Here is a 25,566-nt window from a genome sequence, read left to right as displayed (position 1 = left end):
CCTCGCCCAGACGCTAAGCAAATAAAGGAAAAGTCATCAAAAAACAGGTTTCCAGACCGGGCGCAAATGCGCCTTTTTTAGCTTCTCTGGAACGTTTGACATCGTCGTTCTTTCCCCGCTTCCTTCGCCTACACTGAGAGATGGATGCAAGCCGATACGGAGGTTCCGATGCCTGAATCAATGCTCGCTTATCTGATGGGGCCCGCCGTCATGCTGGTGGTCGGCCTTGCCATCTGGATGATGTCGCGTCACCGCGACCCGTCCAGGCCGCCCAAGCTCGAGCGCTGGCTCGACACGCATTACGCGGAGTGGCTGCATCACAAGCATTAAGCCGTGCCTCAAATGGAAAAAGGCCGTCGCATTGGGCGACGGCCTTTTTGTCTGCGCGTTGTTCGGCTGAATCATCCGCGCATCAGAGCCTGGCCGCGCTCACCACTGCGGCTCGGGTTGCGGTTGCGCATAGCCGTACTGTCCGGGCGGCGGTGCGCCGCACGCGACATAGGCGCGCTGATACTGGTCGTAGCAATATCCGGGCGGCGGTGCCACGTAAGCCGGCGCGGGCTGGTACGCGGGCTCGGCATAGACCGGCTGCGGATACGCGACCACCGGCGCCGGCGTCAACGCCGAGGTAACCACCGCGCCCAGCACCGCGCCGCCAATCAGCGCACCCACCACATCACCGCCGTGTCCGTGCGCGGACGCCTGGCCCGCCACCGTCAAACTACCCGCCATTACCAACGCCACTGCGATCTTTTTCATATTGAGCTCCCGCCGTTCAGGCATGGACGAATTGTCGCCGGCGCGCGCGGAAATAGATGCTGCAGTTGGTAACCAGAGATTTACTCTGTAACAGGTGCATAACGTTGGACGCGTTAACCCACGCAGGGCATTGCGCTGCTTTTCATCCAGGCATCGGGGGGAAGATCGCCGCGCTGGCCTTGATGCGGGCGCCGACTATTATCTGACCAAGGGCAGTGGTCAACGAGCGTCTCGCCTCCCCGAAAGCTGACGTGCCCTCCCTGAACTTCATCCTGGCCGAACCACATGGATACCTCTAAACCGCCCCAGAATGCCGCAACGCTGCATCCCGCAGACGACGGGAGCCCGCAGGCGCACGCGCTCGTCGCTGAGGATGCGCCCAATCTCGCCAGCGACGACGCGCTCGCGCGCATCCTCGCCGCCCCGCCGGCGGCCGAGTGCCCGATCATGGTGCTGCTGGTCGGCGACCAGGCGGTCATCGCCGAGGGGGTGCGCGAGGCGCTCGCCGACGAGCCGGGCATCGACTTTCGCAACTGCGCGTCATGGGAAGACGCGGTGCGCTGCGCCGAGGAAACGCGCGCGACGGTGATCCTGCAAGATCTCGTGATGCCGGGCACCGACGGTCTGACGCTGGTGCGGCAATACCGGCTGAATGCCGCCACTCGCGACATCCCGATCGTCGTGCTGTCGACCAACGAAGAGCCGCTCGTCAAAAGCGCGGCGTTCGCGGCCGGTTCGAGCGACTACCTCGTGAAGCTGCCCGACCGCATCGAGCTGATAGCGCGCATCCGCTATCACTCGCGCTCGTATCTACACCTGCTGCAACGCGACGAGGCGTACCGCGCGCTGCGGCAATCTCAGCGGCAACTGCTGGCGACGAATCTGGAGTTGCAGCGGCTCACGCATTCGGACGGTCTGACCGGCCTGTCGAACCGCCGCTACCTCGACCAGTATCTGGCGGCCGAATGGCACCGCGGCACCCGCGACAAGACCGGCCTCGGCCTCCTGATGATCGACGTCGATCACTTCAAGGCCTACAACGACACCTATGGGCACGTCGCCGGCGACGAAGTGCTGAAGAGCGTCGCGCATACGATCGAAGCGTGCCTCGGCCATTCACTGGATCTCGCCGCGCGCTTCGGCGGCGAGGAGTTCGCGGTGGTCGTGCCGGACACGTCGGCGGGCGGCTTGCGCCTGCTCGCGGAGAAAATCCGCATCGCGGTCGAAGACCGCGCGATCACCCATGCGGGCTCGGCAGAGGGCGTCGTCACGATCAGCATCGGCGCGGCGATGGTGGTGCCGTCGGCCGCCGAACCGGTCACGACGCTGATCGAGGCCGCCGGCGTCGGCCTTTATCGCGCGAAACACGACGGCAAGAATCAGGTGGCCGTGAGCGGCTGAGTCTGGCGTCGCCCTCCTTAACCTTCGGCTTACGCGGCCACGGCGCGCGTATAGCGCCCGGCCGGCGCGCTGCGCGACAGATTCGGCTGCAGATGCAAACGCGCGCTGTTCAGACGCTCCCAGTCGGCGGCATCGGGCAACGACGGGATCGTCACCAGTTCGCCCTGATCGAGACCGGCAAGCGCCGCGTCGACCATGTCCTCGGCGCTCATCACGATCTGCGAAGGCAGGTTCTCGACCGCGAGACCCGCGCGATCCCAGAACGCGGTGCTCGTCGCGCCCGGCAGCACCGCTTGCAGCCGCACGCCCTTGCCGCCCACCTCGTGATGCAGCGACTGCGTGAGATTCAACACGTAGGCCTTGGTGCCGCTATAGGTGCCGTTCAACAATTCCGGCGCCAGCGCGACGATCGACGAGATATTGATCACCGTACCGGCGCCGCGCGCGATGAAGCCCGGCAACACCGCCGCCGTCAGGCGCGTGAGCGAGGTCACGTTCAGCTCGATCATCTGCTCGAGTTCATCGATGTCGGAGTCGACCAGCGTCGCGGTCGCGCCGACGCCCGCGTTGTTGATCAGCATCGTGATGCCTGGCTCGGCGCGCAACTGGTTCTCGATGCGGCGCACGTCGGCCTTGTTGGTCAGATCGGCGCTGACGGTGCTCACGCGGCGGCCGGTTTCCTTCGTCAGCCGGTCGGCGAGGCTGCTCAGGCGTGCGCCGTCGCGCGCGATCAGCAGCAGGTCGTAGCCGCGTCGCGCGAGCCGGTCCGCGTAGACCGCGCCGATACCCGACGATGCGCCCGTGACCACCGCCGTACCCTTGCCTTCGTTCGAATTGCCTTGTGCGCCCTTGTTTGCCTGCGTTGCCATTGAAGCTCTCCTTGCGGGCTGCGCATGATGCGGCCGCCCTGTCCGGTGAATGGGAACATCCGTGAACTCGCCGCCTGGCGGCTTTTGCGCTGATACGGCGGGGTTGACGAGCTGAGTTTAGGCGCGTACTGTTTTGTCTCAAATGTCATATTTCCCTCGTTTCCGGACATCGTAAATGAAACGCATCGGCGTGGCGGTCTTTCCGGGCTTTCAGATCCTCGACATGGTCGCGGTATCGATTTTCGAACTCGCCAATCAGGACACCGGCGAGCCCGCGTACGACGTCGCGGTGATCTCCGAGCACGGCGGCATGGTGCGCAGTTCGGCGGGCGTCGAGGTCGCGACGCGCCCGTTCGGCGATCCCGCCTACGACACGGTGATCGTCACCGGCGCGATGGAGATCGCGCCGTCGTCGCCGGGGCTGCTCGCGTTTCTGAACGACGCCCTCGCCGCCTCGCGCCGCACCGCGAGCATCTGCACCGGCGCATTCGTGCTCGCCGAAGCGGGCATCCTCGACGGCCGTCACGCGACTACGCACTGGGCGCATGCGCGCGATTTGCAACGGCGCTTTCCGCGCGCGCGGGTCGACGAGGACCGCATCTTCATCGTCGACGGCTCGGTGTGGACGTCGGCCGGCATGACCGCGTGTATCGATCTGTGCCTCGCACTCGTCGAGAACGACCTCGGCGTCGCGGTTTCTCGCGCGATCGCGAAGAAGCTCGTGGTCTATCACCGGCGCACCGGCGGGCAATCGCAGTACTCCGCGATGCTCGAACTCGAACCGAAATCCGATCGGATCCAGAACGCGCTGTCGTATGCGAAGAGCCATCTGCGCGAGCCGCTGACCGTCGAGCAGCTCGCCGACGTCGCGCATCTGAGCCCGCGCCAGTTCAGCCGCGCGTTTCGCGACGAGACGCGCCAGTCGCCGGCCCGCGCGATCGAGGCGCTGCGTGTCGAAGCGGCTCGCACGATGCTCGAAACCGGCCGTCATTCGATCGAAACCGTCGCAGCCGACACTGGCTTCATCGACCCCGAGCGGATGCGGCGCGCGTTTTTGCGCGCGTTCGGCCAGCCACCTCAAGCGATCCGGCGTGCCGCACGCGTGGCGTAAGCGTTCGGGTAGAGAATAGGAAACCCGCGGTGCGAAGCTACGCAAAAAAAAGTATCCCGCTCGACCCGTGAATCGAACCCAGCCCAAATGAAAGGAAACGCGATGAGCTACAACGACAGCAACCCGTTCGCCAAAATCTTGCGCGGCGAACTACCGTGCATCAAGGTGGCCGAAAACGACCAGGCGCTGGCTTTCATGGACTTGATGCCGCAGGCCGACGGCCATCTGCTCGTCGTGCCGAAGGAAGCGGTCGCGGAAATTTTCGATCTATCGGATGCGGCGCTCGTCGCGTCGACGCGCATGGCGCAAAAGCTCGCGATCGCGGTGCGCGCGGCACTGCGTCCTGACGGCGTGTTCATCGGCCAGTTCAACGGCGCGGCGGCGGGACAGACAGTGCCGCACGTCCATTTCCACGTGATTCCGCGCTGGGAAGGCCAACCGCTGAAGCTGCATGCGCGCGAGGTCGCCGATCCGGACACGCTCGAAGCGCTCGCCAAACGGATTCGCGCGCACTGGCGCGCCCATTGAAGCGCGACGCGAGGGCTGCCGACGCAACGTCGCGCCCCGCATTACGGTCACGCCCGGTAACAACTGTAAAAGCCGTTGAAACCACCGATTGGCGCGTCGCGACTAGACTGCTATTGCCTTGTGTTCAAGGCATTGAGTGTGGATCTCTTTTTTCAGCCTGCCCCTGTGGCAGGCTTTTTTTCTTTAGGGATCCGCTTCGCAATCTCAGAGCCGCTCGCGCGAACGGCGTAGCGGATGCCGCCAGTCGATGCGTCGGCGACGCGCTCGCAACGGCCGTCCGTCGTGCAGGTCTCGATGCTCCTGCCACAGTTCGTCGGAAAAAAGAAACATGACGATCAGCAGCGGAACGACCAGAAAAATCCCGAGTATGACGTGCTCGTTCACGATAGCCTCCGGGTGCAGGAGATTCGTTTTCATTGTAGAGCACCGCCTGTACCCGCATACCGGCTCGACGAAGATCCACCTGGATTCAGGCCGCACGCGAAGGGTACATCGCACTGCGATCGCGCCCTCCTCGCCTGTCCACGCGGCTTTGCGCCGCGCGGCTTTTTTTCATGCGTTTTCGGCAATGGCGCGTTGCAAGCGTTTCATCAAGGCCCTGAGAGACGGCTGGCACTGTTTATTTTCTGCACTTGCCTCGTTATTGCGCATCGCCGCTTTTGCCTGTGGAATGACTTTGTGTGCAACGCACAAACCCATTGATTAAATTGTATTAAATCGCTTAATTGACGCTACGCGTTTACGTGAATGCGCGCGCAAAGCTTTACCAGCTAAGGCGTGTTCGAGAGTGGATTTTTAGTTATTCATTTCATTGCCATTCGGTCGGGCGTGTGCTCAAGCTTTAATCAGCTTCGACAGCAGGTGCGACAATTCGCCACTATTGCGATCGCACACAAGATGTGCTTGTCGTTCTCATCGGTTCTCCTAAAGTGCAAGATGCGGGTCCACCGTTAAAGTTAAATACATAGCTAACCGAGATGTTTTCGGCCCGCCCCGGAGGAACGAATGAAAACTCGAATTGCCGTTGTTTTCGCCATCGCGGGTTTGGCTGCCGCTAGCGTTCAGGCGCAAGACGTCGTGATCAAGCCGCAGCAAACGATCCAGTTCAAGGCCAATGCCTATGGCTGCGTATCGAAGGACAAGCTCGATGCCGCCGATCACCACGCGCAAGCCGGTGAACAGCAGCAGATGCAGGAATTCTTCTCCGGATATCAATGCGTGTCGACTCCGACCGACTCGAGTTTCCGCGTGGTGCGCGTGGTCGGCCACGACGTCGAGTTCGTGAATTCAGCCAATAGCGATACCGAGGGGCTCTGGGCGAACGACCGATTCATCAAGCAATAAGTACAACACCGGTATTCCGGCAAAAGCCGGAATACGGTCGCATGCGTATCCGCTGCGGCTTTAAAAGTCGCAGGCGTGAACGCGTGAGCTAAAAGAGACGGCTTGGGCATTCCGATGCCAAGCCGTTTTTTATTGCTTTTGATACTTGCCAGGCTTCACCTGCAATAAAAAAGCCGATGCGGGTTTTATCGACCCGCATCGGCAGTACGCCTTCTCGCAAAGCGCAGGAAACCGGCCACGAGCAACGGCGCGTCAGTGCACGCGCTTGCTGCGGCGGTACTGGTCGAACAGAACCGCAAGCAGCAGGATGCCGCCGCGAATCAGATACTGATAGAACGTCGGTACGTTCAGCAGGCTCATGGCGTCCTGCACCGAGCCCATGATCAGCACGCCGACCAGCACGCCGGAGATCGTCGCGACACCGCCCGTCAGCGACACACCGCCGAGCACGCACGCGGAAATCACGCCGAGCTCGAGCCCGACCGACGTCTTCGGATCGCCGAGGCTCATGCGCGACGCGAGCATCACGCCCGCGAAGCCGGTCACGAGGCCTTGCAGCACGAACACGGTGATCTTGATCCGCGTGACGGGCAGCCCCGCGAGCACAGCCGCTTCGCTATTGCCGCCGACGGCCAGCACGTTCTTGCCGAACACGGTCTTTTTCAGCAGGAAGCCGAACAGAACGAAGCCGACGATGTTGCTCCAGATCGGATAAGAAATGCCGAGGAACGAGCCGCCGCCGAGCTCGAAGAAGCGCTCTTCGGAGATCATCACCGCGTCGCCGTTCGACGTGATGTACGCGAGGCCGCGCACGACCTCCATCATCGCGAGCGTGACGATCAGCGAGTTGATCTTGTAGCGCGCGACCAGCGTGCCGTTGACGAGCCCGACCGCGCCGCCCGCGAGCACGCCGGCCGTGATGCCGACTAACACGCTGTGCGTCGCGGTGATCAGCACGGAAGCCACCACGCCCGAAAACGCGACGATCGACGCCACCGACAGGTCCACCTCGCCGAGCGCGAGCACGAACATCATCGTGACGGAGATCGAGCCAATCAGCGTGACCGACAGCAGCAGGCCCTGGATATTGCGCGTGCTCAGAAAGTCTGGGACCGTGAACGACAGCACCGCGAACAGGACGATGAACACCATCACGATGCCGGATTTGTTGATCAGGTCCCAGGTGCGCGCGGCGCGCGCGGTCAAGCCCACGGAGGCGACGGCGGGGGTCGAGGAATCGGTGGAAGGTGTATTCATGATGTCTGTTCCATTCAATGCCGTTTTCGTTGCGATATTCGGTAAGAGGTCTGGTGGCGCGATCCGTTGGGCGATCAGCGCGGCAATGCCAGCTTGATCAGCGCATCCGGCGTGGCCTGCGCCTTCGGCAGATCGCCGACGATGCGGCCTTCCTTCATCACGATCACGCGATCGGTCACGCCGATCACCTCGGCGAGATCGCTCGACACGACGATGACCGTGCGGCCCGCCTCGGCGAGCCCATACAGCAGCCCATAGATCTCGCTGCGCGCCCCGACGTCGATGCCGCGCGTCGGCTCGTCCATCAGGAACACGTCGATCTCTTCGGCGAGCCAGCGCGACAGGATCACCTTCTGCTGATTGCCGCCGGACAGCGTGCCGATCGGCGTGTCGCCGTTGCGCGTCTTGATCGCGAGCTTGCCGATGAACTCACGCGTGGTCTGCGCTTCCTTGCGGCCGTTGAGCACGTTGAAGCGGCTGAAGTGGCGGCGGCAGCTGATGTTCAGGTTGTCCGACACCGACGCGATCGACACGATGCCTTCCTGCTTGCGATCCTCGGGACACAGCGCGACGCCGGCGCGCACCGCGTCGCGCGGCGTGGCGAACTGCACGCGCTTGCCCTTCAGCGCGACCTCGCCGGCGCTCGGCTTGAGCGCGCCGTAGATCAGCTTCATCAGCTCGGAGCGGCCCGCGCCGACGAGCCCGAAGAAGCCGACGATCTCGCCCTTGCGCGCCGAAAACGATGCCGGTTCGCGCAGGCCCGGTCCCATCAGGCCGTCGACCTGAAGCTGCACGTCGCCGTGCTCGCGCGCGCGATAGCCGTACACATCGGTGATCGAGCGCCCCACCATGCAGCGGATCAGCCGATCGCGGTCGAGTCCCGCGCCGGCCTCGAAGGTATCGATGCGGCGGCCGTCGCGAAACACGGTGACGCGATCGCACAGTTCGTAGACTTCATCCATCCGGTGCGTGACGTAGATGATCGCGTGGCCTTCGGCCTTCAGCGCGCGGATGATGCGGAACAGTTGCGTGGTTTCGCGCGACGACAGCGAGCTGGTCGGTTCGTCGAACGCGATCACGCGCGCGTCGCGCATCAGCGCCTTGCCGATTTCGATCATCTGCCGCTGACCGATCGACAGATGCTTGACCTGCTGCGACGGATCGAGCTTTTCGCCGAGCCGTTCGAGCTCGCGCATCGCACGCGCGACCAAAGCCTTTTCGTCCAGTACGCCGAAGCGATTCGGCAGGGCGCCGAGCATCAGATTCTCGGCGACCGTCAGCTCCGGCACCAGATGCAGTTCCTGATAGATGATCGCGATGCCCGCGGCGATCGCCGCCTTGGTCGTCGCGAACTGCTGCTCGACGCCGTCGAGCGACAACGTGCCCGAGACAGGATGATTGACGCCGGACAGCACCTTCAGCAGCGTCGATTTGCCGGCGCCGTTTTCGCCCATCAGGCCGTGCACCTCGCCGCGGCGCACTTCTAGCGAGACCTGGTCGAGCGCGAGCACGCCCGGAAAGCGCACGGTGATGCCGTCGAGCCGGAGATAGGGGGCGTCGGATGCGGGCGTCGATGCAGGCGAGGGCGTGCGCACCGCCTCGCCGGCACGAGACCCGGTGAATAAGGACGTCATCGAAAAACCTCGAACGGATGAAAGCTGAGCGGGCCGCGCTCGCGCTAAACGCGAGGCACGAGGCGGCCCGCCGTCTGCTGCGAGAACCTCGCTTAAATACCCAGTTCCTTGCGCACGTCCTGCCAGTTGCCGCGCACCATCAGCTTGCCGGTGGTTTGCGTGTCGGCGGGCGGCTGCTTGCCGTCCTTGATCCATTCGATAAGGTTCTCGGTGCTTTCCTTGCCGTGGTTCGTCGAGCTGACCGCGATCGTGCCGTAGAAGCCCGTCGGTTCCTTCTTCTGGAACTCGGCGAACGCCTCGCCCGCGCCGTTGATGCCGACGCCGATCACGTCCGCGGCCGGAATATGCAGCTGTTCGGTCGCGCGCACGCCGCCGAGCACGCTTTCCTCGTTGAGCGCGAAGATCACCCACTTCTTGATGTTCGGATGCTGCGCGAGCACCGGCGACACCGCGTTGAAGCCGCCTTCGTCGTCGGTGGTTTTCTGCGGCGCGTCGAAGACGTTTTCCTTCTTGAAGCCGCCGGCGAGCAGCGACTGCGTCGCGCCGTCGGTGCGCAGCTTCGCGGTCGGCAGCTCATAGTCCGTGATACGCAGCGCGCCGACTTCCTCAGGCTTCCAGCCGCGGCGCTTCATTTCGTCGGTGATCGCCTGGCCCACCTGGTTGCCGATCTTGAAGGCCGACATGCCGAGGTGCGGCACGTTCGCCAGCGGCTTGCCGGTCGAATCGACCAGCTGGTCGTCGACGGTCACGAACTTCATGTTGTAGCGCTTCGCGCGCGCCTGAATCGCCGGTCCGAGGCGCACGTCGGGCGCGCAGATCACGAAGCCTTTCGCGCCTTGCGCGCCGAGGTTGTCGATCGCGGCCAGCACTTTTTCGCCGTCGGGCGTGCCGATGTTGACGACCGAGAAGCCGTCCTTCTTACCGAGCGCGGTCGCGGCTTTCTGTTCGTTGATGAACCACGCCTGTTCGGGCATCTTCACGAGGAAGCCGACTTTGAGCGGCTCATCCGCGTGGGCGGACAGTTGTGCGGCGAACGGGGCGGCGAGGGCGGCGGCGGCCATCGCGGTCAGGGTCAAACGGCGAAGCTTGCTGGTCATCTACTGTCTCCTGAGGGTGAAAAGCTGCATTGATGTCGTGTAGTCGCAGCGGGGTAACGCGGGCGGCGTCAGCCGTCGCGCGAATCGGGGCGGATCTGCGCGCGGCACGCCGGGCGGTTCGCGCAAGTCGCGGTGAAAACGGTGGCGCGGCTCATTGCTGGTAGCTCGCCAGGTACGCCGTTTTCGCGGCGGTCCAGAACGCGGCATCGCTCGCGCCATAGGCCGACGCCTTGCGCCCGCCGCCGGGTCCGTGATGCTCGACGGCCGTGGTCGGCAGATTGATCGTGACGAGACCGCTCTGCACGTGGCGGCGAAAATGCCGCGCGCGTTCGAGCGAGCGCGTGCAGATGCCGGCGCACAGTCCGTAGGCGGTGTCGTTCGCGAGATGTAGCGCGTGTTCGTAATCGTCCGCGCGCAGCACGACCGCGAGCGGCCCGAAAATCTCTTCACGCGCGATGCGATGCTCCGATTCGCCGATAAACAGCGCCGGCTCGAAAAAATAGCCGCGCGTCGCGCGCTCCAGTCGCCGCCCGCCGCGCAGCAACTGCGCGCCTTCCTGCTCGCCGACGCGCACGTAGTCGAGATTGCGTTCGAGCTGCGCGACGTTCGCCACCGGGCCGATATCGGTGCCGTGCTTCAACGCGTGATCGACAGTGAGTTTCGCGAGCTTTGCCTGCAACGCGTCGACGAACGGCGCGAACACCGCGCGTTCGACGATCAGCCGCGCGGCAGCCGTGCTGCGCTGGCCGGTCGCGCTGAAGGCACCGGTGAGCGCCGCGTCGACCGCGCCGTCGAGATCGGCGTCGGCCAGCACGACGAACGGATTCTTGCCGCCCATCTCGAGCTGCACGCGCGCCTGGCGCGTCGCGGCGGCCTGCAGCACGCGCGTGCCGGTATCGGACGAACCGGTGAAGCTGATCGCCGCGACGAGCGGATGTGCGACGATGCGCGCACCGACCTTGCGTCCGCTGCCCATCACGAGGTTGAACACGCCGGCCGGCAAGCCCGCGCGACTGACGATCGACGCGAGCGCCGCCGCGCAGGCCGGCGCCGATTCGGCCGGCTTGTAGACGACGCAGTTGCCGTGCGCGAGCGCGGCGCCGATCTTCGCCGCGGCGATCGCGAGCGGCGCGCTCCACGGCGCGATGATGCCGACCACCCCGAGCGGCTCGCGCGTCACGTCGATTTCGACGCCGGCACGCGCCGACGCGAGCGGCTCGACGAACGCGCGCAGCGCCTCGGCCGCGAACAGCTTGAACAGTTGCCCTGCGCGCGTCGCTTCGGCGAGCGCCTCGGGCAGCACCTTGCCGACTTCACGCGCGAGCAGCCGGGCCAACTCCTCGCGGCGCGCGAGCATTTCGCTGCCGATCGCGTCGAGCGCGTCGGCGCGGCGCTGTGCGGAGGCGAGCGACCAGTCGCGAAACGCCGCGTGCGCAGCCTCGATCGCGCTGTCGGTCTGCCGCACGTCCGCGCGCACGTATTCGCCGACCGGCTCGTCGAGATCCGACGGATTGAGCGACACGCCCGTGGTCGCGCCAGTCTCCCATCCGCCATTGATGTAATGGCGAAACGGGCTGGCAACGAGGGGGACGAGCGGATCGCGGTTCATCGGCGAAAAAAAGCGCACCGTAAGTTCACAAAAGTCCACGAATGGTATGAGCCGGCCCAATAACTTTCCAATCCCTTTTTAGGCTTCTCCGATATCAGTTTCGGTATGGCATCATGGAGCTTCAGAGGAAGAACGTACAAAAATCGCTCGTAAAAACCCAGGAGACCCTGCGATGACGCGTAGCTATTCGAACTGGTTCGTGCGCGCGCGGCTGAAGACGCGCCAGTTGCTGCTGCTTGCCGCGATGGAGGAGGAGGGCAACGTGCGCCGCGCGGCCGACGTGCTCGGCATGACGCAGCCGGCCGCGTCGCGCCTGTTGAAAGAGCTCGAGGACATGCTCGGCGTGAGCCTGTTCGACCGCACGCCGCACGGTATGCATGCGACGCTGTACGGCGAGGTGATGATCCGCCACGCGCGCATGGTGCTGTCGAACCTGAGCCAGGCGCACGACGAAATCTCGGCGCTGCGCTCGGGGCTCGCGGGTCAGGTGCGTATCGGCGTGATCGCCGCGGCCGCCGCGACGATGGTGCCGCGCGCGATCGCGAGCGTGAAGGCGCGTTATCCGCAGTTGCAGATCTGGACCGAGGTCGAGACCTCCGACGTGATGCTGCCGCGGCTCGCCGAAGGCGATCTCGACATCATGATCGGCCGCGTGCTCGAAAGGCAGAACCAGTTCAAGACCGACGTGCGCTACGAACCGCTCGCCGACGAACCGCTGTGCGTGGTCGCGCGTCCGGGCCATCCGCTCGAAAATGAAACGGGATTGACGCTGCGCGGCATCGTCAACGCGAGCTGGGTGCTGCATCCGCCGGGCAGCGTGCTGCGCCATCGCTTCGATCTGATGTTTTCGCAGATCGGCCTGAATCCGCCGCAGAACGTCGTCAATACGAACAACTTCCTCGCGATTTCGAGCCTGCTGCTGCAAAGCGACATGTTGGCGGTATTGCCCGATGAAGTGGCGCGCCAGTACCAACAGTACGGGGTATTGAAGCGCGTACCGATCGATTTGCCTTGCAGGATGGATACATTCGGTATCATCACGCGCCAGTCGCATCTGTTGTCGCCGGCGGCCGCCGTCGTGCTCGACGCGCTGCGAGATGCGGCTCGCGACGTATACGGCACGGCCACGGAACCTGCGGTGGCCCGGTAAATGCTTCCTTCTGTGTCATAGGCACCGGCTAACGGCGCGGGAGGAACATACGATGTACAGCAAACACAAGAAACGGCAACGCGCCGTCGACGATTCATTTTCGCTGCGCTCCGGTGGAGCGAGCGCCTGGTTTAGCAACGGCATGGCTCTCAAATCGACGATATACAAGGCGGAACTGCAGATCGCTGACATGGACCGGCACTATTACGCCGACCATTCGCTGACGATCGCCCGTCACCCCTCCGAAACCGACGAACGGATGATGGTCCGCGTCGCCGCGTTCGCGCTGTTCGCGCAGGAACGGCTGGAGTTCTGCAAAGGTTTGTCGGATGTCGACGAACCGGATTTGTGGGCGAAGGATCTGACCGGCGCGATCGACACGTGGATCGAGGTCGGCCAGCCCGATGAGCGCCGCATCGCCAAGGCGAGCGGGCGGGCGAATCACGTGGTCGTGATCGCGTATGGCGGGCGTACTTCGGAAATCTGGTGGCAGGGCGTGCGCAACAAGGTCGAGCGCCTGCGCAACGTGACGGTCTGGACGCTCGGCGAAGACGTCGCGGCATCGCTCGGCTCGCTTGCCGAACGCACGATGCGGCTGCAATGCACGGTGCAGGACGGCGAAGCATGGCTCGGCAGCGCCGAAGCCGATGCGGTGAAGATCGACTGGACCGTACTCAAGGCGCCCGCCGATGCGTGACGGCTCAGGTCTGAACCAGTTTTTGCGCCGCTTCGTTCTCGCATTCAGAGCGACGTGACCCGCGCCGCTTCCGGCGGCCCCTTCAGCTCGACCATATTGCCCTCCGGGTCGAACAGATACAGCGACGGCCCGAATCCGTCCGCGCCATAACGCACTCCCTGTTCGCCGAGCCGCGCGCCATGCGCGCTCAAATGCGCCTTCAACGCGTCGGCGTCGAACGACTCGACGCGCAGACACAGGTGGTCCATGTTGCGCCCCGTGCCCGCCGCGCCGTTTTCCGCGCGATCGAGCTTCGCGCCGACCTGCAGCAGATCGATCAGCGATCGGCCCGCGCGCAGTTGCGTGAGGCCGAGTTCGCGCTGCTCCTTTTCAACACTGCAACCGAGTACGTCGCAGTAAAAGCGCGCGAGGGTTTCGACCTGCGTCGCCCGGATCACGACGTGGTCGATCTCGCGAATGTGGATTTTCATGTCGAACGCCCTTTCGCTAGTTCGGAGAACCGATTAGGAAGTGTAGGAGAAAGGAAAGGGCGGGGTGGATCGGCGGGAAGTCGTGGGCGAACCGGACCAAATGCAAACCAGGCGCGGACAAAAACCGCAGGATCGGGTAGGAGGCGGGGTTGCCCCCGCCGTCCTCCCACAACACCGGACGTACGGATCACGTATCCGGCGTTTCCTGACGACTGGATTGCTCCAGCGAGCTTCGTTTCGTTCGTCGTGTCGCCTGTCGTTCAATGGACACCCCAACCTCTCTCAGGCTTCCGGCCGTCAAGTTTGATCGCAGGCTCCCGGCTGTGCCGAGACTTGTGCCCAAACGCTCAGAGAGCACGCGTGACTATCCACTCTCGTCAGGTTCGGCCCTTCACTGCTCCGGTTCCGAGCCGCTACTATGGCCTCTGCTGACTCCCGCCAGCCCATCCCGGCACCTTGCGATGCCAGTAGCACAAGGCAGACTGACGGGGCTCCCAGGGTAATGCGCGCGACCTTCCTGCTTATGCCTGTCGGATCTACGTCGTGGCGTTCCGTGCAAGTATTGGGCTTTACAGATCTTGGACTGCTCACCCCCCCGCCACACCGCCTGATATCCGCTTCCTGTTCGTCAGGCCAGCATTTTGCCTGCGGCTTCCTTCAGATTCCGCCTTACGACGGACACCCTTGCCGTTCAGCTAGCACTTCCCCTTGCCGGGTGTGCAGAGGACTTTCACCCCCAAGTCATCCGGCTCGCCACCACAGCGGGTCGGACAGCGCCAGTCACGGCGCTACGCGCCATGCCTGGCGCACCAAAAAAAAGCCCGCTCAAGTGGAGCGGGCTGAATCCATATCAGGAGGAGACATGGAGGAGACAAGCACTAATATACACATCGGCTTGGTGCGACGCAATAACTTTTTAAGGGAAAACCCGATATCGTGCGAAATTGCCGCAGTTTGAGGCAAAACATCCGGCCGCAGGGCATTCCAAGGCGCTTCGGATTGCGATTTGCCGGGTTTGACCCCACTATGGGTACGGACAAGCGCGTCCGAATGACAGAGCAAGATCCGGCGCGTACTGTGTAGCGTTCGGGCCTAGATTGATGAGCATCGACACTGCCTGCCCATCCGGGCCCCATGACATCATGAACGCCACCACTCGCCATTCCGCCCCCATGCGCGCCGCCGCCGACGTCGACACCACCCAGTGGCGCACCGACGACGAACGCTGGGACGCCGTCACCCACCGCGACCGCGATGCCGACGGCGCATTCTTCTACGCGGTCAGGACGACCGGCGTGTTCTGCCGGCCGTCGTGCGCGTCGCGCCAGCCGCGCCGCGAAAACGTCGCTTTCTTCACCGATGCCGCCGCCGCGCGCGCCGCGGGCTTTCGCGATTGCAAGCGCTGCCAGCCCGGTGGCCTGCCGCGCGAGCTCGACATCGTCGCCAGGGCGTGCGCCGCGCTCGACGCCGATCCGCAGCAGCGCCTCACGCTCGCGCAACTGAGCGATGCCGTGCACGTGAGCCCGTTCCATTTGCAGCGCCTGTTCAAGCGCGTGGTCGGCGTCTCGCCGCGTCAATACCAGGCCGCGCAACGCGGCGCCGCGTTGCGCGATGCGCTGCAGGGCGGCGCCGACGTCACGCGCGCGACGCTCGACGCCGGTTTCGGCTCGCCGTCGCGAATGTACGACAGCGCGCCGGCCGAGCTCGGCATGGCGCCGTCCGCGTATCGCCGCAAGGGCGCGGGCCTGACGGTGCGCTATGCGAGCGCGCCGACCTCGCTCGGCTTCGTGCTGGTCGCCGCGACTGACAAGGGCATCTGCAAGATCGGTTTCGGCGACGACACCGCGCTGCTGATCGACGAATTGCGCGGCGAGTTCGCGAATGCCGAGCTGCGCGAAGACGCCGGCCGGCTCGCGCCGTTCATCGCACAGATCGACGCGTATCTGCGCGGCACGCGCCAGGACTTCGAGCTGCCGCTCGATATCGCGTCGACCGCATTCAAGCAGCGCGTGTGGGATGCGCTGCGGCGAATCCCGTACGGCGAGACACGCAGCTATTCGCAGATCGCCGAGGCGGTCGGCTCGCCGCGGGCGGTGCGCGCCGTCGCGAGCGCATGCGCGACCAACCCGGTCGCGCTCGCGGTTCCTTGCCATCGCGTCGTGCAGAAGGGCGGGGCGCTCGCCGGCTATCGCTGGGGGCTACCGCGCAAGGCCGCGTTGCTCGACAATGAGGCGCAGCACGCAGGCGGCGTTTCAGCCAGCGACGCGCCCCGCCGCGACGCAAGCCGCACAGATGCCGACTCCCACAACTCCCAACTGGATCACGCCGCTTGAGCACGCTTCACGAGGTTGCAACTCTCGAATTACCGTTCAAGGCACCGTTCGACTGGCCGCGGCTGCTGCGCTTTTTCAGCGGCCGCGCGACGCCTGGCGTCGAAGCCGTCGAGGACGGCGCGTATCGTCGCGCGATCGACTGGAACGGCGACAGCGGCACACTCGGCGTGCGGCTGCATCCGCGCAAGCGCTGCATCGTCGCGAGCATCGAGGGGCCGGCGAGCCGCCACGCCGACGCACTCGCCGCGCCAATCGCAAGAATGTTCGATCTGTGCGCCGATCCAAGGAAGATCGCCGCCGGACTCGCGGCGGACCCGTGGCTCGCGCCGCTCGTCGCCGCGGTGCCCGGCCTGCGCGTGCCGGGCGCGTGGTCCGGCTTCGAACTGGTGGTGCGCGCGATCGTCGGTCAGCAGGTCAGCGTGAAGGCCGCGACGACCATCATCGGACGGCTCGTGCAGCGAGCGGGCGAACCCATCGACGGGCATCCGCACGAAAACACCGCTTGGCGTTTTCCGACGCCGGCCGCGCTCGCCGAAGTCGATCTCGCGCAGATCGGCATGCCGGGCAAACGCGTCGCCGCGTTGCAGGGCTTCGCGCGTGCGGTCGCGAGCGGCGACGTGCCGCTCGACAGCAGCGACACCGTCGATGCCGCGAGCCTGCGTGCCGCATTGCTCGCGCTCGCGGGCATCGGCCCATGGACCGTCGAATACGTCGCGATGCGTGCATGGCGCGATCCCGATGCATGGCCCGAGGCGGATCTCGTGCTGATGCAATCGATCTGCGCGCGCGATCCTTCGCTCGTACGGCCCGCGCAGCAGCGCGGCCGCACCGACGCGTGGCGGCCGTATCGCGCGTATGCCGCGATGCATCTGTGGAACGAGGTGGCGGATCGGGCGGGCGCTGCGCGCGGGGGATGAGCTGAGCGTCGTCGCGACGTGCCGATGCCGATGCCGATCCCGATGGCGTAGCTCAGCGCGACCTCGACGTGCCCGCTGAAACTCCGCCGAAGCGGCCGCAAGCAGCGGTTCTGGCGAGATGTTAAAGTGCCCGCTACTGAAAATTCCGCCGAACGTTGTCAGCCGCTATACCGTCTGTGAATCGTCTGGCGATACACGGCGACCGGCAACGCCCGACTTGCATCAATGCCAAACACCACACCTTCCTGCACGACCGACGCGCTTTCGCACCGCCTGTCCGTGCTCGACTCGAGCCCGCAGCGCGATGTGCTGATACGCGGCCTGCGCGGCATCGAAAGGGAAAGCCTGCGCGTGACGCGCAACGGCCAGCTCGCGATGACGCCGCATCCGCGCGGGCTCGGCTCGGCGCTCACGCACCCGTCGCTGACGACCGACTACTCCGAGGCGCTGCTCGAGCTGATCACGCCGGCTGAGCAGGACGCCGCCGAAACCCTCGCGCAACTCGACGTGCTGCATCGTTTCGTCTACGCGGAACTCGGCGACGAGATCCTGTGGAACAACTCGATGCCGGGACTGTTGCCCGCCACCGACGATGGCATTCCGATCGCGCACTACGGCACCTCGAACATCGGCAAGCTGAAGTACGTGTACCGCGTCGGCCTCGCGCTGCGCTATGGCCGCACGATGCAGTGCATCGCGGGCATCCACTACAACTATTCGCTGAGCGAAGACCTGTGGCGCCTGCTGCACGCCGATCAGCAATCCACCGCGAACGCCGTCGACTTCCAGTCCGACCGCTACCTCGCGCTGATCCGCAATTTCCGCCGCACGAACTGGCTGCTGATGTATCTGTTCGGCGCGTCGCCGGCGCTCGATCGGCGCTTTCTCCGCGATCGCAAACACACGCTCGATACGTTCGACGCCGACACCCTGTACCGCCCGTACGCGACCAGCCTGCGCATGAGCGATCTCGGCTATTCGAACACGGCCGCGCAAGCCGCGCTGCACGCCGACTACGACACGCTGCCCGGCTATCTCGACGCGCTCGCGAAAGCCGTGAGCCAGCCGTATCCCGCCTACGAGCAGATCGGCACGCAACGCGACGGCGAGTGGGTGCAGATCAACACCAACGTGCTGCAGATCGAAAACGAGTTCTATTCGACGATCCGTCCGAAGCGCGTCACGTATCCGGGTGAGCGGCCGTTGCATGCGCTCGCCGCGCGCGGCGTGCAATACGTCGAAGTGCGTTGCATGGACATCGATCCGTTCGAGCCGGCCGGCATTTCGCTCGAAACGTCGCGCTTTCTCGACGCGTACCTGCTCGTGTGCGCGCTCGACGACAGCGCGTCCCTGCCTCCGCTCGCGTACACCGAAGCGAACCGGAACTTCGGCCGCGTGACGATGGAAGGCCGCAAGCCAGGCCTCGAACTGGTTCGCGACGGCAAGCCGGTCGCGATGATCGACTGGGCCGACGAACTGCTCGTGAAAATCGACGCCGCGGCGGCCGTGCTCGACAGCCTGAAGGGCGGTGACGAACACGCGCGCGCGGTCGCCGCGCAACGCGCGAAGCTCGCGGACGTGTCGCTGACGCCATCGGCGCGCGTGCTGCAAACGATGCGCGACCAGCAGCAAAGCTTCCTCGCGTTCGGCCTCGCGCAAAGCGAAGCGCACGCCGCGTACTTCCGTGCGCGTCCGCTCGATGCCGCGCAGTCCAAGGCGTTTGCCGACCTCGCGGTGCGATCGCTCGACGAACAGGCGAAGCTCGAACGCGACGAGGTTGGTTCGTTCGATGCGTTCGTCGCTGCGTATCGGGCCTATACGCTCAATCGCTTCAGCGTCTGAGCGTTCGGACCACAGCATCCCGGAAGTGCTTCAAGCGGCCCACGTGGCCGCTTTTTCTTTGCCCCGAGTAACGCGCAGGTAACCTCTACGGATTGCGCTCTTCAGGCGTCCGCGGAATCGGCAAATACTCCGCGCGACGTCGCGATTCTCTGATCTGGGTGAAACACCGCTTCGATGGGGTAGTCCAAAATCTTATGACATGCTCCACAGGGGAGGTATCGACGTGAAGAACAAAGCTCTGGTGGCCGCGCTGTGTCTCTTGGCGACGACGGCATGCTCGACCCAGGGTCAGGTCGATCCCGATGTCATGCAGATCGCGACCAGGCCGTTGACGTGTTCGAACAAGGCCGAATGCGACCTCTGGTGGCAACGGGCGCAAACGTGGGTCGCGAGTCATTCGAAGTACAAGATCGAGACCGCTAACGACTCGCTGATCCAGACCGCCGGCCCGGACGGCGGCAAGCGCGCGCTCGCGTTTGAGATCACGCGCGCCGCAGGTCCCGATGGCACCACCACGATCGGCTTTTCGGCGCATTGCGACAGCTCGCTCGGCTGCAAGCCGAATCCGTGGGAAGCCGGTGCGGATTTCAAGCAGTATGTGAGAGGCACCACGGGCACAGCCGCCAGCGCGCCGCAAGGCAGCGCGACGCCATCGCAGAACGCGCCCGATGCGACGCATCCGGAGACGACGCCCCGTAACACGACCAGGCTGCCGAATGGCGAGGCGATGTCGCAATAGATCGAGCGGTGGCCGCAGCGGCGATGCGTTCGCCGCTGCCACGCGTTTGCTTCAGTGTCCTAATGAAGGCCCGGTGCCTTTGCGCGGCTTCGTGATCCACACGAGCACCGCCAGCACGATAAACGCCGCGCCCGAGATGCGGAAGAAGTCGTTGGTGGCCATCATGTACGCCTGACTCGTCACCACCTGGTTCAGCTGCGCGGTCAGGCTGTCGCCGGAGAGCCCGACGCCCGCCAGCGCATTCGTATAGGCGTTGGTGTTCGCCGAATACGTGCTGACCGTATCTGCAAGCATCGCGTGGTGATAGATCGTGTCGTTTTCCCAGAACGTCGTGCTGATCGCGGTGCCGATCGCGCCCGACAACGTGCGGAAAAAGTTCGACAAACCCGACGCGCTTGCAAGACGCTCGTCGGACACGCTCGACAGCGTGATCGTCGTCATCGGCACGAAGAAGCAGGCGACACCGATCCCCTGCACGAGCCGCGGCAGGATCACGTGGCCGAACGGCACGTCGAGCGTGAACGTCGAGTTCCAGAACGATACGATCGCGAACACGATGAACGCGAAGCTCGCGACCATGCGCAGATTCAGCCGATGCATGTTCTTGCCGATCATCGGCGACAGAAACAGCGCGAGCAATCCGACCGGTGCCGTGGCGAGACCCGCGAGGCCGGCCGTATAGCCCATCACCGTTTGCAGCCATAGCGGGAAGATCACCACCGAGCCGAAGAACGCCATGAAGCCGAACGAGACGATCACGACGCCGAGCGCGAAGTTGCGATCCTTGAACAGCGACAGGTCGACGATCGGCTCCTTCTCGGTCAACTCCCACACGAGCAGGAACGCGATCGACACGAGCGCGATCACGGCGAGCGCCACGATGAACGTCGAGTTGAACCAGTCGCGGTCCTTGCCGAGGTCGAGCATCATCTGCAGACACGACACGCCGGTCACGAGCAGCACGAGGCCCACCGCGTCGATGCGCTGGCGCGTCGTCTGCGTCTCGCGGCCACGCAGCAGCAGATACGCGCAGAACGCCGAGAACAGGCCGATCGGCACGTTGATGTAGAAGATCCACGGCCACGTGAAGTTATCGGTGATGTAGCCGCCCATCACCGGGCCGAAGATCGGCGCGCAGATCACGGTCATCGCCCATAAGCCGAGCGCGAGTCCACGTTTGGCGGGCGGGTAGGAGCGCATCAGGATCGTCTGCGACAGCGGCACCATCGGCCCGGACACGAGCCCTTGCACGAGCCGGAATGAGATCAGCGATTCGAAGTTGTGCGCGAAACCGCAGGCCGCCGACGCGATCGTGAACAGCAGCACGGACAGCGTGAAGAGTCGTACCTCGCCGACGCGTCGCGCGAGCCAGCCGGTCAGCGGCACAGCGATCGCCGAGGCGACCGAGTACGACGAGATCACCCAGGTGCCCTGGCTTGCGGCGACGCCGAGGCTGCCGGAAATGGTCGGCACCGCGACGTTCGCGATCGAGGTGTCGAGCACCTCCATGAAGGTGCCGAGCGCAAGGCCGACGGTCAGCAGCGCGAGCGTGCCGCCCTGGAGCGGGGCGAGTTCTGCTGCGGGCAGCGTGGCGTTGGAAGCCGTGGCATCCATAGGTTTGTTCTCCTCAGGCGGCGAAAGCTTGTCGCGGCAGCCTTATCGGGTGTTTCAGATACGATGCTTGCATGCCGCATCACCCTCTGCCCAGACAGATATCAGATGACAATGACGCCTTGGAAACGCGCCTCGTGATTGTCCTGCTAGTACTTCGTGATGACGCGCCGCCGCCATCCGACGACGACCGTTGTTTGACGCATGCTTCGGCTCATCCCGGCGGCTCGTCCGGCGGTGGCGCCGGTCCGCAACCCACGTCGGCGTCTCCCTCGGGACCGTTTGCGATGAAACGGGCGAGCAGGTGAATCAGCGTCGCGTGCTCCTCGGCGGTAAAGCCGCGCAACTGGTCGTTCAGCACAGTTGCGCCGAGGTTCGGCAACTGGCGCGCGGCCTCGTGGCCCTGCTGCGTCAGCTCAAGTTTCACCATGCGTCGGTCGTCGCTGCTGCGGGTGCGCACGACGAAGCCCTTCTTTTCCAGCCGGTCGAGCAGACGCGTCATCGAGCCGCTGTCGTACGACATCGCGCGCGACAGCTCGAATGGCGTGCTCGCGCGCCGCGACGACAGCATCAGAATCACGCCGATCTGCTGCGCGGTGAGCCCGAGCGGCTTGACCGCACGGTCCGTGCGCTCGACCAGCACGTTGCGCGCTTTCGTCAGGTAGTAGCCGAGACTGCTCGTGAGCTCGACCTCGTCCGCTTTGTAGGGGCCATCAGTCATGGGGTATCCGCAACATCCAGGCAAGACGAAGTTTAGCTGCCTAAGCAGACAAGTCAAATCGCATTTTGCGGTGCGCAACGAGGCCAACCGAAATACAACAGTCGAATCAATGGCGCCGCACAGTATCTTGAAATTTGATTGCATAGTCAATATTATGACAAGCAATGAGTTTCGCGCGTCCTGCGCCATTCGAGACCATGTTCTGACCGATCGACCGCACGCCTCGCGACGCGCGCCAAAGGATTTCCCCGATGCTGTACCTCAAAAACACGCTTGGCGGCCTCAGCCGCTCACTCACCGATTCCGCACTCCATACCTTCCAGGGCCGACACCGCTGGTGGAAGCTCGCGCTGTTTGCGGGACTGTTCGTGCTGCCGGGTGGGTCGGTGGGTGTCGCGTTGCTCGCGTGGGCCGAGCATCGAAGGGGCACGAAGCGGGCGAGCAAAGGCAGCGTTGTGGGCGCGGAATCCAGCGAGATCGTGCTGCCGAAGGAAAGCTTCGTGATAAAGGCGGGAAACGTCGTCCCCGCGACGGCCAACAGCGGTAACGCTTGCCTCGCGCCTGGCGGTGCGTCGTGCCGGGCCTCCGCTGGCAAGCTCGCGTGTCAGCGTCAACGCCAGCAGACCCAATCCACGGAATCGCGGCTCTGAAGGTGCACCGATTCGTAGCGCGCTTTTCGGCACACAGTTTCGCTTCGTCTAGCCATCTGAACCACCGCGAACCCGCAGCCCCTCGCGCCGCCGGTAACAACGCGTAACCAGCGCGTCGCCGCAAGTAACACACCTGCGCACCGCCTCGCATTAACCTTTCGGCTTTCAGTTTCCCGCGCTCGCGCGGGCTCATACGCTAACATTCCGGCAGACCACGATCTCGCCCGGCCGGTGGCGCCATTCCCGGCCGTATTGCGGCGTCCAGAAGGAATTCATTGCATGCAGTCTGATCGAATGTCGCGGGCGCTTGCTCCGCGCGTCCTGTCCCTTGCCGTGAGCGCGGCCTGCGCGACGCTCCTGGCCGCCTGCGCGGTCGGTCCGAACTATCAGCGGCCGGCCACCGAGATCCCCGCGTCGTTCAAGGAAGCCGCGCCCGGCTGGAAAGTCGCCGAACCCGCCGATCAACACGACCGCGGCGACTGGTGGGCGATCTACGAAGACCCGAAGCTCAACGAACTCGAAGCCAAGCTCAACACCGCGAACCAGACCATCGCGCAATTCGCCGCGAGCTACCGGCAGGCGCGCGCGCTCGTCGGCGAAGCGCGGGCAGCGTACTTCCCGACGATCGGTGCGTCGGCGGGCGCGACGCGCTCGGGCAACGGCACGCAAACCAGTGGCAATGCGACTACGGCGACCAGTCGCGAGGGCATCACCAACAGCTTCAACGTGCAGATGACGGCGAGCTGGGAGCCCGACCTGTGGGGCTCGGTCACGCGCTCGGTCAACGCGCAGAAAGCCGGCCAGCAGGGCGCGGCCGCCGACCTCGCGAACGCGCGCCTGTCCGCCCAGGCCACGCTCGCGCAGACCTACTTCCTGCTGCGCGCGCTCGACTCCACGCAGAAGCTGCTCGACGACACCGTGATCGCCTATCAGCGCTCGCTGCAACTCACGCAGAATCAGTACGCGGCCGGCGTCGCCGCGCGCTCGGACGTGATCCAGGCGCAAACGCAGCTGCAATCGGCGCAGGCCGCCGCGATCGACAACGGCATCCAGCGCGCGCAGGACGAGCACGCGATCGCGGTGCTGGTCGGCGTGCCCGCGTCGATGTTCTCCCTGCCGCCGATGCCGCTCACCGCGACGCCGCCCGCCGTGCCTGCGCAGATGCCCTCCGCGCTGCTCGAACGCAGGCCGGATATCGCATCGGCGGAACGCAAGGCCGCGGCGGCGAACGAGCAGATCGGCGTGGCGATCGCCGCCTTCTTCCCGTCGCTGACGCTGTCGGCGACCGGCGGCTTCGAGAACTCGGTGTTCTCGCAATTGTTGACGTTGCCGTCGCGCTTCTGGACGCTCGGCCCGCAACTGGCCGGGACGATCTTCGACGCCGGCCTGCGCAAAGCGCAAACCGAGGCCGCGCGTGCCACCTATGACGCGGATGTCGCGACCTATCGGCAGACGGTGCTCGCCGCGTTCCAGGACGTCGAGGACAACCTCGCGTCGCTGCGCATCCTCGAACAGGAAATCGTCGTGCAGCGGCAGGCGGTCGACTCGGCGCGCCAGGCGCTCGCCATCGTGACGAACGAGTACAAGGCGGGTACGGTCGGCTTCGTCAATGTGCTGACCGCGCAGACCACGGCTTTCACGGCCGAACAGAAGCTCGAGAATATCGCCGGGCAGCGGATGGTGTCGTCGGTGGGGCTCGTGAAGGCGCTCGGCGGCGGCTGGGACGCGTCGCAGATGAATCGCGAGACCGGCGATGTCGCGGCGCCCGCGCCGCTGCCGGCATCGGCGCCGAGAGCTGCGGCCACGTCAGTCGGCGCGCCGTCCATCGCACAGAGCACCGCGTCGGGCACAGACGCGCCGCAAGCGCGGGTGCAGAGCAAATAATGTCCGCTGCGCTCGCCGCGCAGCAACGCCACAAAACAGAAGAGGCATGGCCGCAACTCGCGGCCATGCCTCTTTTTTCATCGCGCCACGCGCGCGAAACACGCGCCTCGGCACACATCAGCGCACACATCAGCGCACGTCAGCCCCAACTCAGTGCACGAACGTCAGCGCCACCGTATCCGGCCCGCTAGGCCGGCCAAGCAGATTCAGCAGGCCGGCGAGGTTGTCGTGCTGTTCCGGCGCGGCGCTCGCCGTGCCATGAAACGACGTCGATGCGGCCGACACCGTGCCGCTGCCGGTCAGCGTCAACGGACCCTTGATCGTGCTCAGATCGAGCGCCGACGACGTGCCCTGCGCCTGAAACCTGACCCGGTACGACCCGAGCGGCTTCACGAGCGACACCCGGGAGCTGACGTCGTCGAGCATCATCGTCAGCTGGCCGAACGCTTCGCCGTTGAAACTGCGCCACTCGGACCACGACAGCTGCACGTTGCCCTGCAGATCGAGCGTGTTGAATGGCGCGCCAAGCCCCGCGAGCAGCGACGCCGGCACCGTGAGCACGCCCGGCGTGACGGTTGCGCCGCGCGGCGTCGCTTCGACCGTGACCGGGTCGGGCATCGCCTCGCTATGGCGCATGACCATGCGCACGCGTCCGGTGAAAAGCGGCCAGAACGCCGTGCGCCATTCGATCCGACCAGGCAGCAGCGTCGCCGCGCTCATATCGGCGCCGGCGGCCAGCATCAGGGTCGCCGAGCCGTGCCACAGCGAGCCCTCGGCGTCGACGAGATTGACGTGCCCGTGCGTTTGCCGCGCGAACTGCGGCGTAATCCAGGCGGCCGGCAGTAACGCGAGCGTCACGACCGCCACCGACAAAACGGCGACCACCAGCCACGGCAGCGCCGCACGCAGGCGCCACATCCAGTAATTCATGCGAGATCCTGTA

Annotated in this window: 24 protein-coding genes; 13 read left to right on the top strand and 11 right to left on the bottom strand. The window is 64.9% G+C overall.

Annotated features, from left to right (window positions below):
• The first annotated feature begins 168 nt into the window (after positions 1-168).
• On the top strand, positions 169-330 hold the full coding sequence (locus OKW27_RS29200; protein WP_167368611.1) for a hypothetical protein: 162 nt from the start codon (positions 169-171) through the stop codon (positions 328-330).
• 99 nt (positions 331-429) lie between these two features.
• On the opposite strand, the gene OKW27_RS29195 is transcribed toward OKW27_RS29200, so the two are convergent.
• A complete protein-coding gene (locus OKW27_RS29195) occupies positions 430-759 on the bottom strand; it encodes an ecotin precursor (protein WP_090802296.1) in 330 nt (109 codons plus the stop codon).
• Between the two features lie 285 nt (positions 760-1,044).
• On the opposite strand from OKW27_RS29195, the gene OKW27_RS29190 reads away from it, so the two are divergent.
• The gene (locus OKW27_RS29190; RefSeq protein WP_429335547.1) at positions 1,045-2,160 is read left to right on the top strand and encodes a diguanylate cyclase; all 1,116 of its coding nucleotides are present in this window, start codon (positions 1,045-1,047) and stop codon (positions 2,158-2,160) included.
• 29 nt (positions 2,161-2,189) lie between these two features.
• Here OKW27_RS29190 and OKW27_RS29185 read toward each other — a convergent pair whose 3' ends face one another.
• The gene (locus OKW27_RS29185) at positions 2,190-3,029 is read right to left on the bottom strand and encodes an SDR family NAD(P)-dependent oxidoreductase (protein WP_429335546.1); all 840 of its coding nucleotides are present in this window, start codon (positions 3,027-3,029) and stop codon (positions 2,190-2,192) included.
• A 175-nt stretch (positions 3,030-3,204) separates the two neighbouring features.
• Here OKW27_RS29185 and OKW27_RS29180 point away from each other — a divergent pair, with 175 nt between their 5' ends.
• Together OKW27_RS29180 and OKW27_RS29175 are read left to right on the top strand one after the other, a co-directional pair.
• Positions 3,205-4,140, top strand: a complete 936-nt coding sequence (locus OKW27_RS29180) for a GlxA family transcriptional regulator (RefSeq protein ID WP_429335545.1) — start codon at positions 3,205-3,207, stop codon at positions 4,138-4,140.
• A 102-nt stretch (positions 4,141-4,242) separates the two neighbouring features.
• Positions 4,243-4,668: an HIT family protein gene (locus tag OKW27_RS29175; RefSeq protein ID WP_090805510.1), complete on the top strand. Its 426-nt coding sequence runs from the start codon at positions 4,243-4,245 to the stop codon at positions 4,666-4,668.
• A gap of 204 nt (positions 4,669-4,872) precedes the next feature.
• On the opposite strand, the gene OKW27_RS29170 is transcribed toward OKW27_RS29175, so the two are convergent.
• Positions 4,873-5,052, bottom strand: a complete 180-nt coding sequence (locus OKW27_RS29170) for a hypothetical protein (protein ID WP_090805511.1) — start codon at positions 5,050-5,052, stop codon at positions 4,873-4,875.
• A 621-nt stretch (positions 5,053-5,673) separates the two neighbouring features.
• Between OKW27_RS29170 and sap1 the strand changes: the two genes are divergently transcribed.
• Entirely contained in the window at positions 5,674-6,012 is a 339-nt protein-coding gene (gene sap1 / locus OKW27_RS29165; protein WP_018418921.1) for a surface attachment protein Sap1, read from the top strand.
• Positions 6,013-6,264: 252 nt separating this feature from the next.
• Here the strand turns inward: sap1 and araH are convergent, their stop codons facing one another.
• The 4 genes from araH to OKW27_RS29145 all read right to left on the bottom strand — a co-directional run bounded on the left by araH (position 6,265) and on the right by OKW27_RS29145 (position 11,609).
• Entirely contained in the window at positions 6,265-7,269 is a 1,005-nt protein-coding gene (araH, locus tag OKW27_RS29160) for an L-arabinose ABC transporter permease AraH (RefSeq protein ID WP_429335544.1), read from the bottom strand.
• A 74-nt stretch (positions 7,270-7,343) separates the two neighbouring features.
• A complete protein-coding gene (gene araG, locus OKW27_RS29155; RefSeq protein WP_429335543.1) occupies positions 7,344-8,903 on the bottom strand; it encodes an L-arabinose ABC transporter ATP-binding protein AraG in 1,560 nt (519 codons plus the stop codon).
• A 92-nt stretch (positions 8,904-8,995) separates the two neighbouring features.
• Positions 8,996-10,000 carry an arabinose ABC transporter substrate-binding protein gene (locus OKW27_RS29150; RefSeq protein ID WP_429335542.1) on the bottom strand — a complete coding sequence of 335 codons (1,005 nt, stop codon included), beginning with the start codon at positions 9,998-10,000 and terminating at the stop codon, positions 8,996-8,998.
• 151 nt (positions 10,001-10,151) lie between these two features.
• A complete protein-coding gene (locus OKW27_RS29145; RefSeq protein ID WP_429335541.1) occupies positions 10,152-11,609 on the bottom strand; it encodes an aldehyde dehydrogenase family protein in 1,458 nt (485 codons plus the stop codon).
• 172 nt (positions 11,610-11,781) lie between these two features.
• Here OKW27_RS29145 and OKW27_RS29140 point away from each other — a divergent pair, with 172 nt between their 5' ends.
• Positions 11,782-12,759 carry a LysR family transcriptional regulator gene (locus tag OKW27_RS29140; RefSeq protein ID WP_090802307.1) on the top strand — a complete coding sequence of 326 codons (978 nt, stop codon included), beginning with the start codon at positions 11,782-11,784 and terminating at the stop codon, positions 12,757-12,759.
• A gap of 142 nt (positions 12,760-12,901) precedes the next feature.
• Positions 12,902-13,456, top strand: coding sequence for a YaeQ family protein (locus OKW27_RS29135; protein ID WP_026228986.1), 555 nt, complete (start codon positions 12,902-12,904; stop codon positions 13,454-13,456).
• A gap of 44 nt (positions 13,457-13,500) precedes the next feature.
• Here OKW27_RS29135 and OKW27_RS29130 read toward each other — a convergent pair whose 3' ends face one another.
• Positions 13,501-13,926 (bottom strand): VOC family protein, encoded by a 426-nt coding sequence (locus OKW27_RS29130; protein ID WP_184060970.1) that lies wholly within the window; start codon positions 13,924-13,926, stop codon positions 13,501-13,503.
• Positions 13,927-15,098: 1,172 nt separating this feature from the next.
• Between OKW27_RS29130 and ada the strand changes: the two genes are divergently transcribed.
• The 4 genes from ada to OKW27_RS29110 all read left to right on the top strand — a co-directional run bounded on the left by ada (position 15,099) and on the right by OKW27_RS29110 (position 19,757).
• Positions 15,099-16,259 (top strand): bifunctional DNA-binding transcriptional regulator/O6-methylguanine-DNA methyltransferase Ada, encoded by a 1,161-nt coding sequence (gene ada, locus OKW27_RS29125; RefSeq protein ID WP_429336604.1) that lies wholly within the window; start codon positions 15,099-15,101, stop codon positions 16,257-16,259.
• Positions 16,256-17,176, top strand: a complete 921-nt coding sequence (locus OKW27_RS29120; RefSeq protein WP_429335540.1) for a DNA-3-methyladenine glycosylase family protein — start codon at positions 16,256-16,258, stop codon at positions 17,174-17,176. Before ada ends, OKW27_RS29120 begins: the two co-directional genes overlap by 4 nt.
• 225 nt (positions 17,177-17,401) lie before the next feature.
• A complete protein-coding gene (gene gshA / locus OKW27_RS29115) occupies positions 17,402-19,018 on the top strand; it encodes a glutamate--cysteine ligase (RefSeq protein ID WP_429335539.1) in 1,617 nt (538 codons plus the stop codon).
• A 223-nt stretch (positions 19,019-19,241) separates the two neighbouring features.
• Positions 19,242-19,757, top strand: coding sequence for a hypothetical protein (locus OKW27_RS29110; protein WP_429335538.1), 516 nt, complete (start codon positions 19,242-19,244; stop codon positions 19,755-19,757).
• Positions 19,758-19,808: 51 nt separating this feature from the next.
• On the opposite strand, the gene OKW27_RS29105 is transcribed toward OKW27_RS29110, so the two are convergent.
• Positions 19,809-21,371 carry a DHA2 family efflux MFS transporter permease subunit gene (locus OKW27_RS29105; RefSeq protein ID WP_429335537.1) on the bottom strand — a complete coding sequence of 521 codons (1,563 nt, stop codon included), beginning with the start codon at positions 21,369-21,371 and terminating at the stop codon, positions 19,809-19,811.
• A gap of 211 nt (positions 21,372-21,582) precedes the next feature.
• Positions 21,583-22,089, bottom strand: a complete 507-nt coding sequence (locus OKW27_RS29100) for a MarR family winged helix-turn-helix transcriptional regulator (protein WP_018418907.1) — start codon at positions 22,087-22,089, stop codon at positions 21,583-21,585.
• Positions 22,090-22,340: 251 nt separating this feature from the next.
• Between OKW27_RS29100 and OKW27_RS29095 the strand changes: the two genes are divergently transcribed.
• On the top strand, positions 22,341-22,739 hold the full coding sequence (locus OKW27_RS29095) for a hypothetical protein (RefSeq protein WP_090802318.1): 399 nt from the start codon (positions 22,341-22,343) through the stop codon (positions 22,737-22,739).
• A 279-nt stretch (positions 22,740-23,018) separates the two neighbouring features.
• The gene (locus tag OKW27_RS29090) at positions 23,019-24,623 is read left to right on the top strand and encodes an efflux transporter outer membrane subunit (RefSeq protein ID WP_429335536.1); all 1,605 of its coding nucleotides are present in this window, start codon (positions 23,019-23,021) and stop codon (positions 24,621-24,623) included.
• 150 nt (positions 24,624-24,773) lie between these two features.
• Here the strand turns inward: OKW27_RS29090 and OKW27_RS29085 are convergent, their stop codons facing one another.
• Positions 24,774-25,553 carry a type II secretion system protein N gene (locus tag OKW27_RS29085; RefSeq protein ID WP_429335535.1) on the bottom strand — a complete coding sequence of 260 codons (780 nt, stop codon included), beginning with the start codon at positions 25,551-25,553 and terminating at the stop codon, positions 24,774-24,776.
• Positions 25,554-25,566: the final 13 nt, after the last annotated feature.

Origin of the sequence: Paraburkholderia sp. 35.1, from assembly GCF_050436525.1 — a bacterium.
In the GTDB taxonomy this organism is placed as follows: domain Bacteria; phylum Pseudomonadota; class Gammaproteobacteria; order Burkholderiales; family Burkholderiaceae; genus Paraburkholderia; species Paraburkholderia tuberum.
This window is presented reverse-complemented; position numbering and strand designations above follow the sequence as displayed.